This is a genomic window from Streptomyces phaeochromogenes (assembly GCF_001418655.1).
In the GTDB taxonomy this organism is placed as follows: domain Bacteria; phylum Actinomycetota; class Actinomycetes; order Streptomycetales; family Streptomycetaceae; genus Streptomyces; species Streptomyces phaeochromogenes.
The window spans coordinates 14962-30563 of record NZ_LIQZ01000038.1; the positions used below are offsets into that span (position 1 = coordinate 14962).

Annotated in this window: 9 protein-coding genes; 6 read left to right on the plus strand and 3 right to left on the minus strand. The window is 72.4% G+C overall.

Translation table 11 applies throughout. The annotated features are described in order from the left end of the window. The first annotated feature begins 34 nt into the window (after nt 1-34). From AOK17_RS05895 to AOK17_RS05915, 5 genes are all read left to right on the plus strand, one after another. Nucleotides 35-4342 carry a glycoside hydrolase family 38 N-terminal domain-containing protein gene (locus AOK17_RS05895; protein ID WP_055611233.1) on the plus strand — a complete coding sequence of 1436 codons (4308 nt, stop codon included), beginning with the start codon at nt 35-37 and terminating at the stop codon, nt 4340-4342. Further along, a complete protein-coding gene (locus AOK17_RS05900) occupies nt 4339-5025 on the plus strand; it encodes a peptidyl-prolyl cis-trans isomerase (RefSeq protein ID WP_425424595.1) in 687 nt (228 codons plus the stop codon). The genes AOK17_RS05895 and AOK17_RS05900 overlap by 4 nt, the downstream gene beginning before the upstream one ends. A 183-nt stretch (nt 5026-5208) precedes the next feature. Beyond that, entirely contained in the window at nt 5209-6579 is a 1371-nt protein-coding gene (locus AOK17_RS05905) for an extracellular solute-binding protein (protein WP_055611234.1), read from the plus strand. Next, nucleotides 6579-7601: a carbohydrate ABC transporter permease gene (locus tag AOK17_RS05910; protein WP_055611251.1), complete on the plus strand. Its 1023-nt coding sequence runs from the start codon at nt 6579-6581 to the stop codon at nt 7599-7601. Before AOK17_RS05905 ends, AOK17_RS05910 begins: the two co-directional genes overlap by 1 nt. Beyond that, complete coding sequence (locus tag AOK17_RS05915) at nt 7598-8500, plus strand: carbohydrate ABC transporter permease (RefSeq protein ID WP_055611235.1); 903 nt, start codon at nt 7598-7600, stop codon at nt 8498-8500. Before AOK17_RS05910 ends, AOK17_RS05915 begins: the two co-directional genes overlap by 4 nt. A gap of 46 nt (nt 8501-8546) precedes the next feature. Here the strand turns inward: AOK17_RS05915 and AOK17_RS05920 are convergent, their stop codons facing one another. Both AOK17_RS05920 and AOK17_RS53515 read right to left on the minus strand, forming a co-directional pair. Further along, the gene (locus AOK17_RS05920) at nt 8547-10751 is read right to left on the minus strand and encodes a glycoside hydrolase family 3 N-terminal domain-containing protein (RefSeq protein WP_245697027.1); all 2205 of its coding nucleotides are present in this window, start codon (nt 10749-10751) and stop codon (nt 8547-8549) included. Between the two features lie 254 nt (nt 10752-11005). Continuing rightward, the gene (locus AOK17_RS53515) at nt 11006-12529 is read right to left on the minus strand and encodes a BadF/BadG/BcrA/BcrD ATPase family protein (protein ID WP_206190686.1); all 1524 of its coding nucleotides are present in this window, start codon (nt 12527-12529) and stop codon (nt 11006-11008) included. Nucleotides 12530-12544: 15 nt separating this feature from the next. Between AOK17_RS53515 and AOK17_RS05935 the strand changes: the two genes are divergently transcribed. Further along, a complete protein-coding gene (locus AOK17_RS05935) occupies nt 12545-13858 on the plus strand; it encodes a glycoside hydrolase 5 family protein (protein WP_425424596.1) in 1314 nt (437 codons plus the stop codon). 51 nt (nt 13859-13909) lie between these two features. Here the strand turns inward: AOK17_RS05935 and AOK17_RS05940 are convergent, their stop codons facing one another. Beyond that, complete coding sequence (locus AOK17_RS05940; protein ID WP_425424597.1) at nt 13910-15403, minus strand: glycoside hydrolase family 3 N-terminal domain-containing protein; 1494 nt, start codon at nt 15401-15403, stop codon at nt 13910-13912. Nucleotides 15404-15602: the final 199 nt, after the last annotated feature.

Below are 15602 nucleotides of genomic sequence, written 5' to 3' on the forward strand. Positions count from 1 at the left end.
ATGGTGCTCCGCCGAGCATCCTCGTAGGAGCCCCATGCGCGTCACCTCTGTCGAGTCGACCGAGCTCTTCGTCGGAACCACCGAGCAGCCGCGCCAGATCGTGGCCGTCGAGCTGAACCACTCCCCCGGCCGGACCGTCCGTCTCACCGTCGAGGGCTCCGGTGTCGCCGGGGAGGCCCTCGTCACGGTGGCCGACGACGGCACCGCGCGCGCCGAGATACCTGTGCGCACCGGCCTCGCCCCGGGCGAGCGCCGCGACATCTCGGTGACCGCGACCGACGTGATCGCCACCGCCGAGGCCCAAGTGGCCGTGCACCCCGCCGAGTTCACTGCGGCGGAGCCGGGCTGGACGATGTTCATGGTCAGCCACTTCCACTACGACCCCGTCTGGTGGAACACCCAGGGCGCGTACACCGAGACCTGGGACATCGCCGACGACCCGGCGTCGACGGGGCTGCCCGCACGCACCTTCGACTCCCGCGGCCAGTCCGGCATGAGTCTCGTACGGGCCCACTGCGACCTGGCGCGCCGCGATCCGGCGTACACCTTCGTGCTCGCGGAGGTCGACTACCTCAAGCCGTACTGGGACGCCTTCCCGGAGGAGCGCGCCTTCCTGCGGGAGCTGCTGCGGACCGGCCGGGTCGAGATCATGGGCGGCACCTACAACGAGCCCAACACCAACCTCACCGGCGCCGAGGCGACCATCCGCAACGCCGTCTACGGGGACGGCTTCCAGCGTGGCGTCATGGGCGCGTCGCCCGAGACGGCCTGGCAGTTGGACGCCTTCGGCCACGACCCGCAGTTCCCGGGGCTGATGGCCGACGCGGGGCTGTCCTCCAGCTCGTGGGCGCGCGGCCCGTTCCACCAGTGGGGTCCCACGCTGTCCGTGTTCGGCGAGGAGCCCCGGGATCCGAACCGGATGCAGTTCCCCGCGGAGTTCTCGTGGATCGCCCCCTCGGGGCGCGGGCTGCTGACCGCCTACATGGTCAACCACTACGGCGCGGGCTGGGCCATCGACAACGCACCGACTCTGCCCGAGGCCCAGGCAGCCGCGCTCAAGCTCTTCAAGGGCCTCAAGCAGGTCGCGCTCACCCGCAACGTGCTGCTCCCGGTCGGCGGGGACTACGCGCCACCGTGCCGCTGGGTCATGGACATCCACCGAGACTGGAACGCCCGTTACGTCTGGCCGCGCTTCGTCAGCGCCGTGCCGCGCGACTTCTTCGCGGCCGTGCGCGCCGAGTTGGACGCCGAGGGGCGCACGGCGTCACCGCAGACCCGGGACATGAACCCCGTCTACACCGGCAAGGACGTCTCCTACATCGACACCAAGCAGGCCCAGCGGTACGGGGAGACGCTGCTCGCCGACGCCGAGGCCTGGGCGACGCTCGCCTCGCTCGTCACCGGGCACCCGTATCCGGACGCGGCCCTCGACAAGGCGTGGCGGCAGCTGATCTACGGCGCCCATCACGACGCCATCACCGGCTCGGAGTCCGACCAGGTCTACATCGACCTGCTCACTGGGTGGCGGGAGCTGGCGGACCTCGCCGAGACCGTGCACGCCGACGCGACCGACGCGCTCGCCCGGCACGTGGCCCCGCTGCCGGGCGCCGGCCCCGACCTGGTGGTCTTCAACTCCGCGACCTGGCAGCGGCAGGACGTACTGACCGTCGACGACCCCGGACTCGTACCGCTCGACGACACGGGTCTCCCGCTGCCCGCCGTACGGGAGAACGGCGAGCTCCGCGTGATCGTGCCGGAGGTCCCCGGCATGGGGCTCAAAGCACTCCCGCTCACGCGGGGCACCGTCCCCGAGTGGGTGCCGGGCGAAGGCACCACGATCCGCAACGAGTTCTACGAGCTGACCGTCGACCCGGGACGCGGCGGCGGCGTGAGCAGGCTGCGCGCGCTCGTCGAGGGCGGGCGGGACCTGCTGCGCGCCGGTGACATCGGCAACGAGCTGGTCGTGCAGGAGGAGTACCCGCGGCACCCCCGCTTCGGCGAGGGCCCCTGGCATCTCACCCCGACCGGCACCACGGCCGCCCGCAGCCGCGACGTGACCGCGGGCGTCCGGGTCGAGCACTCCCCCGCCGGTTCCCGCATCACCGTCACCGCCGACCTCGGCCTCTTCCGCTACACACAGCGGCTGTGCCTGTGGAAGGGGGTCGCGCGCCTGGACGTGTCCACCACGATCGACGGATACGACGGCGCCGACCGGCTGATCCGGGTCCGCTGGCCCTCCGACGTGCGGGGCGGACTGCCGGTGCACGAGGTGGCCGATGCCGTGATCGGGCGCGGGTTCGGCTTCGTGGAGGTCGACAGCGAGCGGTTCCCCTGGACGCTGGACAACCCGGCCAACACCTGGTTCGGCCTGGGCTCCACGGCCCGTGCCGAGATCCGCGACGACACGGGCGCGCTGCTCGGCCACCGTTCGATCGGCGTGGCCGAACTCGTCCACTCCTCCTGGGACGAGGCCGGTGAACTCGGCACCCCGCTCGCGGCGGCCCTGGTCCGCGCGGGCGTCACCGCGACCTCGACGATCGCCGACGGACCGCGCTACGGCGACCTGGAGATCGACTCCAACCTGCCCGACATCCGCATCGCCGTCGGCGGCCCCGAACGCAACGCGGTCGTCGCCGAGGCGCTCGGCTGGGACCCGGCCGCCGGACGCGAACTGCGCCGCCAGCTCACCGAGCGCGGCGTGGCGGCCGTCTGGGTCGCGCCGCGCGCGAGCCTGCGCGAGGAGTGGGTCCCCGGAGCCGACCTCCGCGACCTCGAACGGCTGCCGCTGCTCGTCGTGGCGGGCGCCCGCCCGCAGGACGACGCCAAGGCGGTGGACGCGCTGGTGGCCGACCTGGACGACGCGATCCTGCGGGCCACGGCGGCGGGCGGCGGCGAGGCCCTGCCGCCGGGCGACGCCTGGGACGGCCGCAGCTTCGCCGTCCTCAACCGCGGCACACCCGGCTGCGTGGTCACCTCGTCCGGGAACCTCTACATGTCGCTGATGCGCTCGTGCACGGGCTGGCCCTCGGGCATCTGGATCGACCCGCCCCGCCGAACCGCCCCCGACGGCTCGGCCTTCCAGCTCCAGCGCTGGTCCCACACCTTCGAGTACGCCGTGGTGGGCGGCGAGGGCGACTGGCGGAAGCTCGGCCTGCCGCGCACCGGCCACGCGTACAACCACCCGCTCACGGCACGGCTGCGCGACGGCGAAGCATCGGGCACATCGGACGCGTCCGACGCATCGCCGCAGGCCCCCGTCCTGCCGAGGAGAGCGACCCTGCTGAGACTGGAGCCCGAGGGCGAGGTCCTGCTCGACGCGCTCAAACCGGCCGGCTCGCCGCTGGCCCGCGGCAGCGTGGCCCCGGCGGACCCGGGCCGCGGAGTCGTCGTACGGATGCACGAGGTGTCAGGCCGTCCGGTGCTGGCCCAGGTGCGCGGCCCGCTGGCGTGGACGGCCGGAGCGCGCGCCGACGTCCTGGAGAACCCCGGGACACCGCTGGCCCCGGACCAGGAAGGGGTTCTCGACATCGGCCTGACCGGGTTCGAGGTCGCGACGGTCCTGGCGACGCCGGAGGACGGACACACTCCGCACGGCCCCGGCGTCGCCGCGCACGAGCCCGCGCAACCCGTCCACACCCGGTACTGGCTGCACAACTCGGGCCCCGCCCCGCGCGGCAACATGCCCGTCGCGGTGTACGTCTCGCCGACCGTGCTCACCGTCGCCGGGGGCCCCGTGACCGCGACGGTCCGCGTCAGCTCGGAGCTCACCGACGCCCCGGTGTCGGGCACGGTCGCCCTGCGCGTACCGCCCGGCTGGTCCACCGAACCCGCCGAACTCCCGTACGCGCTGGGCCCCGGCGGCTTCACCCTCTCCGAGGTCACCGTCACCGCGGCCCCCGACGCCGCACCCGGCCGCCACTGGCTCGCCGCACTGCTGTCGTACGGCGGTCAGACGTACGAGGACGTCGTGGCGCTCGACGTGCCGGGCACCGTCCCGGAGGGCGAGCCGGACGGCCGCAGGGGCCCGACTCTCGTGTCCAGCCTGGGAGTTGAGCGGATGAGGGTCCGCGCGGGCGAGCTCGGCCGGGTTCCGGTGACCGTCCGCAACACCACCCGCGGTCCGGTCGACGGCACCCTGTGGGCGGTGTCGTCGTGGGGCACCTGGCCGGGGGTGGGTCCGGGCTGCCAGGGCTTCACCGTGCCCGCCGGGGAGCGGCTGGAGTGCGTGATCGAGGTGGACGGCCGCGCGGTGCCGCCGGGTTCGTACTGGCTGATGGCGAAGATCGCCTGGCACGGCAGCGTCGCCTACACCGAGGCCGTACCGCTGGAGGTGCTGCCGTGAGCGACCACGTACATGCGCGTTCGCATCCACCCGGCAGCCCCGCACACGTCCACCTGCCCGACGGCGTGGCCGCGCTCGTGGACGGCGACGCCCTCGCCGCGGCGCACGTGGACGCGCTGCTGAGGGTCGTACCGCCGCGCGATCCCGTGACCCGGCCCGACGCGTCGGCGCGTGCCGAACGGCAGCGGCGGCGCTGGGCGACCCAGGTGGTCGTCGTGGACGAACTGGCCCGCCGGGCCTGCGCCGAGCGCGGGCTGAAGCCTCCCGAAGAAGTCCGGCCGGCGCACGTACTCGCCGTGGCCGAGGAGGACGTCGCGGATCTCGGCAGCATCGTCGCCGCGGTGCTCGCCCACTCCCCGGCCGCGCGCGTCCTGCTCGCCGCGCTGGAGAGCGAGCAGGACGTGCCGGAGTCGGCGGTACGGGACTACTACGACCGCAACCCGGACCGCTTCCTCACCCCGGACGCCCTGCGCCGCGGGGTCGACCCGTTCGGCGGGACGGACGCCTCGGACCACCTGCCGTACGAGGGCGTACGCGAGGGTGTCGCCCACGAGTTGCGCCGGTCCGCCGGCCGGCGTGCCTTCTTCGCCTGGCTCGACCGGGCGCGCGCCGGGGTGGTGTACGCCGCCGGGCACGAGCATCCCGGCGATCCGTCGCACCCGGACCACGAACACCGGCACTGACCGCACGACGGCCGTGTACGGGCCGCGCGCCGACGGCGCACTGACCGCGCAGCGACCGCGTCCGGAACCTAAAAGCAACACAGCACCCATTGACCTCCGATGAATTCTGGTCCACCTTTTCATCAATCGGAGTCGAAGTTGGTGAATTGAACCAGCAGCAGACTGGGTCTCAGGAGGGCAGCAATGCGCGCAAGAAGACTGACCGGATCCCTGGCCTGGCTCGTCGTGGTGACGTTGACGGCCGCAGGCTGCGGCCTGTCCGGCGGCTCCGACGGCGGTGGCGCCACCGCGGGCGGTTGCAAGGTCGACGAGGGAAACGTCGGGTCGGGCAAACTCACCGGTGACGTCAAGGGGAAGATCACTTTCCAGACGACCAACCTGAAGAAGGACTTCGGAGGCTTCTTCAACGGGGTGATCAAGGACTTCGAGAAGGCCAACCCCGGCACCTCGGTCAAGTGGATCGACGACCCCGGCGACAGCACGTTCACTCAACGCACCGTCGCCGACGCCCAGGGCTGCACGATGCCGGACGTGATCAACATCGACGCCCCCACCGCGACCGCCCTCACCAAGGCCGGTTACCTGCTGAACGTGGGCGTCAAGGACCCGGACGCCGCCAAGCCCTTCGTCCCGGCGTTCTGGAAGTCCAGCACCTACAAGGACGCCTCGGGGAAGGCGGCGCACACCGTGCTGCCCTGGTACACCGGCGGCGTCCTCCTCACGTACAACACCGACATGCTGAAGAAGGCCGGGATCGACCCGGCGAAGCCGCCGAAGACGATGTTCGGGCTGTTCGCCGACTACGAGAAGATCGCCAAGTCGGCCAAGGGCAAGTACTTCGCGACGATGGCCAACCCGATCTGGCGGATCCCGGCCGACTGGGACCAGATGAACATCAAGACGCTGTCCGCAGACGGCAAGTCGGCCGTCTTCGCCGACGATCCGAGGACCGCCCAGTGGGTGGCATGGATGGCGAGGCTGTACAAGGAAGGCGCGATGCCGAAGGACTCGCTGTCCTCCAGCAACGACCCCTCCACGCCGTACAGCCAGGGCCAGGTCGCCTACGGTTCGACGAACCCGAGCTTCGTGCGCTTCGTGAAGCAGAACAGCCCGTCGGTGTACGCCAAGACCGGCGTCGGCCAGCAGCCCTTCGACGCGCTCGGCCACACCACGGCCGCCCCTCAGTACATCTCGGTCGCCGCGACCAGCAAGCACGCTCCCACGGCGCTCGCGTTCGCCAAGTTCCTCACCAACGCCGAGAACCAGACGGCCTGGTGCAAGGATCCGAACGTCGTGATCTTCCCGACGACCACGACCTCGCTGGACGACCCGTTCTTCCAGAACGCGACCGGCAGCGACCCCTTCTCCCAGGCCCGCAAGCTCGTCGCCGAGCAGCTCAAGACCACCACCGCCTACCAGACCAACGTCTCCCCGGCCGTGCAGAAGGCCATCGTGTCCCAGGTGCAGCTGGCCATGCAGGGCAAGAAGAGCCCGGAGCAGGCTGTGAAGGACGCCCAGGAGAAGGCCAACGACCTGCTGAAGCAGGCAGGCTGATCGTGGCGACGCAGACCGCGAAGCCGGCGTCTGCGCCCGGTGCGGAGCACACAGCCTCCGTGCCGGGCGCGGCCCCGTCCCGCATACGCCGACTTGGCCGGGCGGTACTGCCCGGCCCCGCTCCCGGAGCCAACGGCGCGGCGCTGTACCGCCGTTGGTGGCTGCCCTGGCTGTGGACCGCCCCCGCGATCGTCTGCGCGGTGGTCTTCGGCGTGTTCCCGTTCCTCAACACGCTCCTGCTGTCGTTCACCGACGCCAAGCCGCTCGGCGGCGCCGCGAGTTTCGTCGGGCTCGACAACTACACCCGGATGCTGGACGACTCGGACTTCTGGCTGGCGACCCGCAACAGCATCCTGTACGCGCTGATCGTCGTACCGCTGATGGTCCTGCTGCCACTGCTGCTGGCCATCCTGGTGGAGAAGAACCTGCCCGGCATCGGCTTCTTCCGCTCGGCCTTCTACACCCCGGTGCTCGCCTCCAGTGTGGTCGTGGGGCTGAGCTGGCAGTGGCTGCTGGCCGACGACGGGCTCATCAACACCTGGCTGGAGAAGGCCCATCTGATCAGGGACGCCATCCCGTTCCTGTCCGACTCGTGGCTGATCCTGTTCTCCGCGATGGGCCTGACCCTGTGGAAGGGGCTCGGCTGGTACATGATCTTCTACCTGGCCGCGCTGGGGAACGTGCCCAAGGAACTGCACGAGGCGGCGTCCATGGACGGCGCCGGTGCGGTCCGTCGTTTCTGGCACATCACCGTGCCGGGCGTGCGGCAGGCCATGATGCTGGTCGGCACCCTCACCGGCATCGGCTCACTGCGGGTGTTCACCGAGCTCTACATGCTCGGCGGTCCCACCGGCGGTCCCGGTGGCGCGGACCGCACGCTGCCCTTCTACATCAAGGACGTCGGCCTCGACCCGATCACCGGCAACGCCGGTTACGGCTCGGCGGTCAGTGTGGCGCTGTTCCTGCTGACGCTGGGGCTGACCCTGCTGGCACAGCGGCTCACGAGGGAGGACGAGTCATGACGACCGCGACGGCAACCTCGACCGCGACCGAGACAGCACGGCGCAGGAGACTGCTCCCGCGCTGGCGGGACTACGGCCGCCCCCGCGAACTGGTCGTCCGCTACCTGCTGTTGCTCTTCGTGCTCGGCATCACCGTCGGGCCGTTGGTCTGGCAGCTGCTGGCCTCGCTGAAGAGCACCGGCGAGGACGTCTTCGGCGCGAACGCCTCACTGTTCCCGCACGAGCCGACCCTGCGGGCCTACCGGGCGGTCTTCGACCAGGTGCCGGTGGCCACGTACATCAGGAACAGCATGTTCGTGGTCGTCCTGTCGGTCGGCAGCCAGCTGCTGTTCTCGACCACGGCCGGCTACATGCTCTCCAAGCCCAACTGGAAGGGCCGCAAGGCGGTTTGGGTCGTACTGATCGCCTCGATGATGTTCCCCTTCGAGTCGATCATGGTGTCGCTGTTCCTGAGCATCCGCGACCTGGGCCTGGTCGACAACCTGGTGGGCGTGTGGCTGCCCGGGTTCGTCGGCGCCATCAACGTCCTGCTGATGCGCGCCGCGTTCATGGCCGTGCCACGCGAGATCGAGGACTCGGCGATGCTCGACGGCGCGGGCGAGTGGCAACGCTTCCGGTACCTGTATCTGCCGTCCGCGTGGGGCGCGATCCTAGTGGTCACCATCAACACCTTCATCAGCGCCTGGGACGACTTCCTCTGGCCGTTGATCGTGCTGCGCTCGGAGGAACACATGACGCTGACGCTCGGTCTCTCGCGGCTGCAGAGCTCGTCGTTCGGCTACGACCAGCGGGTGGTGATGGCCGGTTCGGTGATCTCCGTCATCCCGGTGCTGGTGCTGTTCGTGATCACCCAGCGGTGGTTCTACAAGGGGGTTTCGTCGGGGGCCGTGAAGCTCTGACGGCCCGCCGGCCGTCGCTGTCGACTGCCCCTGTCGGCCATCGCCGTCAATCGTCGATCCGCAGCACGGCCGGTACGGCGTTCAGCGCGGCCCGCGCCGATTCCGCGACCCGGATCTCCATGGTGCCGGGCAGCACTGCCGTCTCCAAGTCGGCGCCGACCTGCGCGAGTTGGTCGGCGCCGAGCGGGATGACGACCGTGCGGGTCTCTCCGGGAACGAGCTCGACGCTCCTGAAGGCACGCAGTTCGAGCGTGCGCGGCCACACCGGCGTGATCAGCCGTCGGATGTAGAGCTGGACGACGGTGCGCCCGATCCGTTCGCCCGCGTTGGTGACGTCGACCGTGACGGTGTGCCCGGACAGGAGCGGCGGCCCGTAGGCGAAGCTCGTGTACGACAGTCCGTGCCCGAAGGAGTAGAGCGGCTCGGCGCTCTCGTCGACGTAGGCCCCGTATTCGGTGTCCTTGTGGTTGTAATGCACGGGGAGTTGGGCGGCCGAGCGCGGAACCGAGACGGGCAGGCGCCCGAGCGGCTCGGCGTGCCCGAGGAGCACTTCGGCGATCGCGTCGCCGCCCCATGGGCCCGGGTACCAGGCGGTGAGCAGCGCTGCCGCGCGTTCCGCCGCCTCCGGGACGGCATGCGGGCGGCCCTGCACCAGGACCACGACCGTCGGGGTGCCGGTCGCCACGACGGCGTCCAGCAGGGCGTGTTGGGCCCTGCCGAGCCGCAGTCCCGCGAGGTCGGCACCCTCTCCGCAGGTCATCTCGGTGACGGCTGCGAGGGCCGCGCCGTTGGCGGCGAAGTCGGTCTCGGGGGTACGGGCGCTGCTTCCGCCCATCGCGAGCACGGCGAGGTCGGAGACGCCGGCCTGGGCGATGGCCTCGGGGATCCCCGACAGGTCGTCGCCGGTGAGGGCGCAGCCGCGGGCGTGGCGGATGTCCACTCCGGGCGGGGCGAGTCGCCGCAGTCCGTCGAGGAGGCTGGAGCCGGCGCCTGGGCTCTGCGGAGCCGTGTAGTCGCCGAGTTGGTGGGCGGTGGTGGCGGCATGCGGGCCGAGGACCGCGATGCGGGACACCGTCGGGCGGACGGGCAGGACGCCCCCGTCGTCGTGGAGGAGGGTGACCGCGCCTCGGGCCAGGGCGGTGCTCAGTTCCCGGCCGCGATCCGGGGACGGAGCGGTCAACCGGCCCTCGGCCCAAGGCCGTTCGAACAGACCGAGGCGGAACTTGAGGCGCAGCACCCGGGTGACCGCGGCGTCGAGCACGTCCTCCTGGACGAGTCCGCGCTCGACGGCCTCTTCCAGGTGCGTGAATCCGTCGTCCCAGAGGCTCAGATCGACACCCGCGTCGAGCGCGAGGGCGCCCGCCGAGACCGTGTCGCCGGTGATCCGGGCCAGCCGGTCGACGGCGAGCCCGTCGGCCATGACCAGCCCGTCGAAGGCCCAGCGCTCGCGCAACAGCCCTGTGAGCAGGGCCCTGTTGCCCGCGCAGGGAAGCCCGTCGACCTCGTTGTACGCGGCCATGACGGCAGCGGCTCCCGCCCGGACTCCGGCCCATGCGGCAGGGAGATGGATCTCGTGAAGCTCGCGGGGCCCGAGTTCGGACTCCGCGGAGTTGCGGCCCCCGACGGTGGCGCCCTGTCCGGCGAAGTGCTTGAGCACCACGGCGGCCCTGTCCTCGGCGAACTGCCCGTCCGCGCAACCGGATTGGCCCTGCATGCCCCGCACGAGCGCCTCGGTGAGGCGGGCGGCCAGATACGGGTCCTCGCCGAAGCACTCCTCGGTACGGCCCCAGCGGGGGTCGCGCGCGAGGTCCAGGGCGGAGACGAGGGCGACGTGGCCGCCACGGGCCCGCAGTTCGGCCGCGGCATGGGCGGCGGCCTGCTCGTACAGCTCGGGGTCCCAGGTGGCTCCGACGGCGAGGTTGACCGGCAGGACCGTGCCGTCCAGGGCCATGAGGCCGTGCGGGACCTCCTCGACGAGGAGCGCCGGGATGCCGAGGCGGCTGCTATTCATGACGTGGCGCTGCACCAGGTCGGCGAGCGTGGCGCCGTCGGCCGCGCCCGCGCCGGTGGAGTGGTCGACGCCCGACCAGGCGTCGGCGCGCAGGAGTCCGTACAGGGCGCCGAGGCCCGCGAAGCGCTCGGTCTCGGCGTACAGCGCCTCGGTGAGTTCGAAGCCGTCCGGTGTGCGGCGGTACGCGTCCCAGCCGTACATCCGCTGGTTGAGCTGGCCGGCCTTCTCCCGCAGGGTCATCCGGGCGAGCAGGTCGGCCACCCGGTCGTCGACGGCGGCGTCCGGGTCCAGATAGAGGGGGCTCAGCGTGTCGTGGCCCCGGGAGACCTCGGGTGTCCGCTCGGGCCGGGCGGCCGAGTGTTCCGGAGTCGGCATGCGGCCGTTCCTTCCGTGCGGTTCTCGCGTGGGGCTACGGGGCTACGGGGACGTACCGGTCAGGTGGCCCGGGTTCAGGTCACTCGGCTTCAAGCGACCCGGGTTCAGGTAGTGCGGGTTCAGCTAGTGCGGGACGAGGGTGGCGAGCCGCCGTGTCCGAGCCGGGCCAGGGCCACGGCGCCCCCGCAACCGTCCGCCACCCAGTCCAGCGTCAGGCCGAGGGCCTTGAGGCGCTCGCTCAGAAGAGCTGTCAGGGGTCCCTCGGGGCCGAGCAGCCCGCCGGTGGCGACGATCCGCTCGCCCTGGCGGGGTGCCAGCGCGCGGACCGGTTCCAGCAGGTGGTCCACCGCCTCGTCGAGGATCGCCCGCGCGACGGCGTCCTGGTGCCGGGCCGCCTCGGCCACCAGCGGGGCGAGCCGGGCGAGGTGGATCGGGGGCTCGGCCATGACGGCGGGCAGCAGATGCATGCGGTAGGCCGCGCGCCGCGCAGGCGACCACTCCGGCTCCGCGGGGAGGCGCTCGCGGGCGGTCCCGGAGACGCCGGAGGCACTGACGGGGGTGGAGGGGCAGGCGGAGGCATCAGCGCTGACCGGGCCAGCCGTGTGGTTCGGACCGCTCGCGCGCGGACTCCCCACACCATCGCGGCTGCCCGCACCACTCGGGGTTCCCAGGCCGTCCGGGGCGCCCGCACCGCTCGGGCTCCTCAAGCCATCCCGGCCATCCGCACCACTTGGGCTCCCCAAGCCGTCCCGACCACCCGCACCACCCGGGCTCCCCAAGCCCTCCCAGCCGCCCGCACCACTCAGGCTCCCCACACCATCCCGGCCTCCGGCACCGCCCACGCCGCCCTCACCACCCAGGCCATCCGGGCCATCCGGGCCATCCGGGCCATCCGGGCCATCCGGGCCATCCGGGCCACCCAAGCCAGCCTGGCCTCCGACCAGCCGGTCCTCCGCGTACGGCAGCACCTCGGCCGGCACCCCCAGCGCCCGGCCGACCGCGTCGGCCAGCGTCGTCGGGGCGCCGCGGCCGTCAGCCATGCGCAGCGCCGCCCGTACCGCGCTGCGGCCGATCCAGAAGCCGCCGCCGTCGTCCCCGAGCAGCCAGCCGTCACCGCCGACGGTCACCGCGCAACGGCGGTCGCTGATGCGCATCGCGACCGCGCCGGTGCCGGCCACCAGGGCGAGCCCGTCGGCCGGGGCGCCGGGCGCGGAGGCGAAGGCCGCCTCGATGTCGCTGCTGACGCCGACCGAATCCGCCGCGATGCCCAGGCGTCGCAGCGCGGCGGTGAGTGCGGCCAGGGCATTGAGGCGGCCGGGCTCGTCCGGGGCGGTCTCCGCCGCGCCCGCGAAGCCGCCGGCGACGGCGACGACCCTGGCGCGGTCCGGCTCCGGCACCGCCCGGGCGACAGCCTCGGCCAGGTGTTCGGTGAGCAGCGGCACCGGGACGGTCAGGGCGTTGCCTGGTCCCGCGACGCCCTGACCGAGTACGCGGCCGTCCACGGCGGACGCCAGAACGGCACGGGTACGGGTACCGCCGGCGTCCAGGCCCACCACGAGATCCCGGTCCCGCACCTGATGCCGCGCCCGCTTCGGTACCCGCTTCCGCACGCGATCCGGATCCTGGTTCAAATCATTGTTCATTGGCGACCATGGTGGTTGATACATTCGCCCAGAACAAGCCCCGGCCGCGCGTCGGCACAGGTTTCCGAGGAGGACCCCATCAGCACTCCCCCCGTCTCCAGCGCGCCCGCGCCCCGCTTCGGCGTCAACTACACGCCCCGCCGCGGCTGGTTCCACTCCTGGCACGACTTCGATCCGGCCCACGCCCGCGAGGACCTCGCCCAGATAGCCGGGCTCGGCCTGGACCACATCCGCGTCTTCCACCTCTGGCCGCTCCTGCAGCCCAACCGCACACTGATCCGCGGCGCGGCCGTCGACCAGCTGGTGCAGCTCGTCGACCTGGCGGCCGAGGCCGGTCTCGACGTCCTTGTGGACGGAGTGCAGGGCCATCTGTCGAGCTTCGACTTCTATCCGGAGTGGACCCGCAGCTGGCACCACCGCAACGTGTTCACGGACCCCGAGGCCATCGAGGCCCAGGCGGAGCTGCTGCGTGTCCTCGGGCGGGCTCTCGCCGACCGGCCGAACCTCATCGGCCTCCAGCTCGGCAACGAACTCAACAACCTGGTCGAGCACAACCCGGTGACGGTCGCGGAGGTGGACCACTACCTCGACACGCTCCTCGCCGCCGCCCGGGACGGTCTGTCCGCGGCCCCGCCCGGCCGACTGGTCACGCACTCCGCGTACGACGCGGCCTGGTACGGCGACGACCACCCGTTCACGCCGGAGGCCTCGGCCCGCAAGGGCGACCTGACCACCGTCCACCCCTGGGTGTTCTCGGGCGACTGCGCCCGCCGTTACGGCCCTCTCTCGCCGCAGGTCCTGCACCTGGCCGAGTACGGCGTGGAGCTCGCCAAGGCCTACGCCGAGGACGTGACGCGGCCGGTCTGGGCGCAGGAGACCGGTGCGCCCGAGCCGCACATCCCGGCTGCCGACGCACCCGCGTTCGCGCGCGCCACCGTGCTGAACGCCTCCGAGTGCGCGGGGCTGTGGGGCGTGACCTGGTGGTGCTCCCACGACGTGGACCGCTCCCTGGCCGACTACCCGGAGCTGGAGTACACCCTGGGCCTCTTCGACTCCGCGGGCCGTCCCAAGCCGATCGCCACCGCGCTCGCCGACGCCGTCGCCGAGGTGCGCGCCAAGCCCCGCCCCGCGCAGCCGCGGGACCTCGCCCTGGTCCTGGACTGCACACCCGCCACCAGGTCGGCGTCCGGTCCGGGCGGCGCGTACTTCGAGGCGTGGATGTGGCTGCGCAGCCAGGGCGTGCGCCCGACCGTGGTCCTGGCCTCCCGCGCGGACGACGCGGACCACCTTTCGGCCCGCGGCATCACGGATCTCGTACGGAATCCGTGATCGGGCCGGTCACCGAAGCCGGTCGAGGCGGCGGAGCGCGCCGGCGAACGCCTACTCGCCCGCCAGCGCCTCCGCCAGCGCCCGCAGGTTGGCCCGGCCCCGTCCGTACGAGCACAGGTCGTCCCCGTCCTCGGGGAGCCCGGTGGAGACCCGTAGGGCGTCCGGTCGACGGGCCAGCAGGGAGTCGCGGAGGCGGGCCTGCCAGGGGTGGAGCCCGGCGTCGTGGGTGGCGACGATCAGCGGGGAGCCCTCGGCCCATCGCAGGATTCCGGTGACGAGGGCCGCCGGGTCGGCCGGCTCCCCGGTGACCGCGGTTCCCGAGGCCGTGGGGTCGACGGCGCGCAGCTCGGTCAGCAGGTCCTCGCCGCCCCAGTTGAGCGCGGGGTGCGGCGGCGGGAACAGGTCGACGACATGGGCGCCGGACACCGGGGGCCGACCGGACCGGCCGCGTACGGCCCTGCGGGCGGCCTCCGCTCCTGCCTCGGAGTCCCATGCGGCGACCGTGCCCAGGGCGGCCGGCGTCGCATACCGCTCGGCGAGGCGGCGGACCCGCCCGGCGGCCTCCCACACGCGCTCGTCGGGCAGCGCTCCGGTGCGCAGCGCGCCCAGGACCGCGTCACGGCAGGCCAGCGTGGTCTCCAGGTCCGGTACGGCGACGATGACCTGGTCGGCTCCCGCGGCGAGGGCGATCCGGGCCCCGGCCGCCTCTCCGTAACGGTCGGCGATCGCCTTCATCTCCAGCGCGTCGCTGACCAGCACCCCGTCGAAGCCGATCTCGTCGCGCAGCAGATCGCGCAGGATGCGGCGGCTCAGCGTGGCCGGGCGGTTCGGGTCGAGCGCCGGGAACACGACATGGGCGCTCATCAGCATCGGAACACCCGCGGCGACGGCCGCGCGGAACGCTTCAAGGTCGGGAAGCAGCTCGTCGTACGTCCGCGGGTCGACGGCGGTGTCGTGGTGGCTGTCGGTCACGGTGCCGCCGTGGCCGGGAAAGTGCTTGGCGCAGGAGGCGACTCCGCGGGCCTCGGTGGCGGTGATCCACGCCCGCAGGTGGCGCCCGACGAGCTCGGGGTCGGCGCCGAAGGAGCGGGTGCGCACGATCGGGTTGTCCGGGTGGTGCTGGAGGTCGGCGACCGGCGCGTACGAGGCGGTGATGCCGAGGGCGGCGAGGTGTCCGGCGAGCGCGTCGGCGCAGCGGGCGGTCAGGTCCGTGTCGTCGACCACGCCCAGCGCGAAGTTGCCTGGGACGTCAGGCGCGCCCGCGCCCACCAGGTGGCCGATGCCGCCGCCCTCGTTGTCGATGCCGACGATCAGGTCGGGGCGTATGGCCCGCAGCTCGTCGGTGAGCCGGCGCACCTGTTCGGCGTCGCGCACGTTGCGGGTGAACAGGATGACTCCGCCGAGCCCCCGGTCGACGAGCCGTTTCAGGGTGGCGGGGACGCTCGCGGTCCCGTCGAACCCGGCGACGAGGCAGCGGTGGGCGGCCTCGTCCAGGTCGACGGGCAGACCGGGACCGTCGAACGCGGCGGGCAGGGGATGGATCACGTCGACTGTCCTCCGGTCGGATGACGGATCGGATGATGCGAGCCACCAAAACATAACCCCAAGGTGAATCAATCAACCAGCCCCCTTGACGCAACGCATGCGCCGCACCACGGAGGGCAGCGGCCCGGAACGATCTCCGTACGCGGGCCTGCCGCCCGTCCGTCGGGCTCGGTAGGGTCCGCGACAGCGGGCAGGACCT

Bases quoted from the DNA above. Each gene is read 5' to 3' on its own strand.
- AOK17_RS05895 (WP_055611233.1), top strand. From the start codon at position 35: ATGCGCGTCACCTCTGTCGAGTCGACCGAGCTCTTCGTCGGAACCACC.
- AOK17_RS05905 (WP_055611234.1), top strand. From the start codon at position 5,209: ATGCGCGCAAGAAGACTGACCGGATCCCTGGCCTGGCTCGTCGTGGTG.
- AOK17_RS05915 (WP_055611235.1), top strand. From the start codon at position 7,598: ATGACGACCGCGACGGCAACCTCGACCGCGACCGAGACAGCACGGCGC.
- AOK17_RS05920 (WP_245697027.1), bottom strand. From the start codon at position 10,751: ATGACCCTGCGGGAGAAGGCCGGCCAGCTCAACCAGCGGATGTACGGC.
- AOK17_RS53515 (WP_206190686.1), bottom strand. From the start codon at position 12,529: ATGAACAATGATTTGAACCAGGATCCGGATCGCGTGCGGAAGCGGGTA.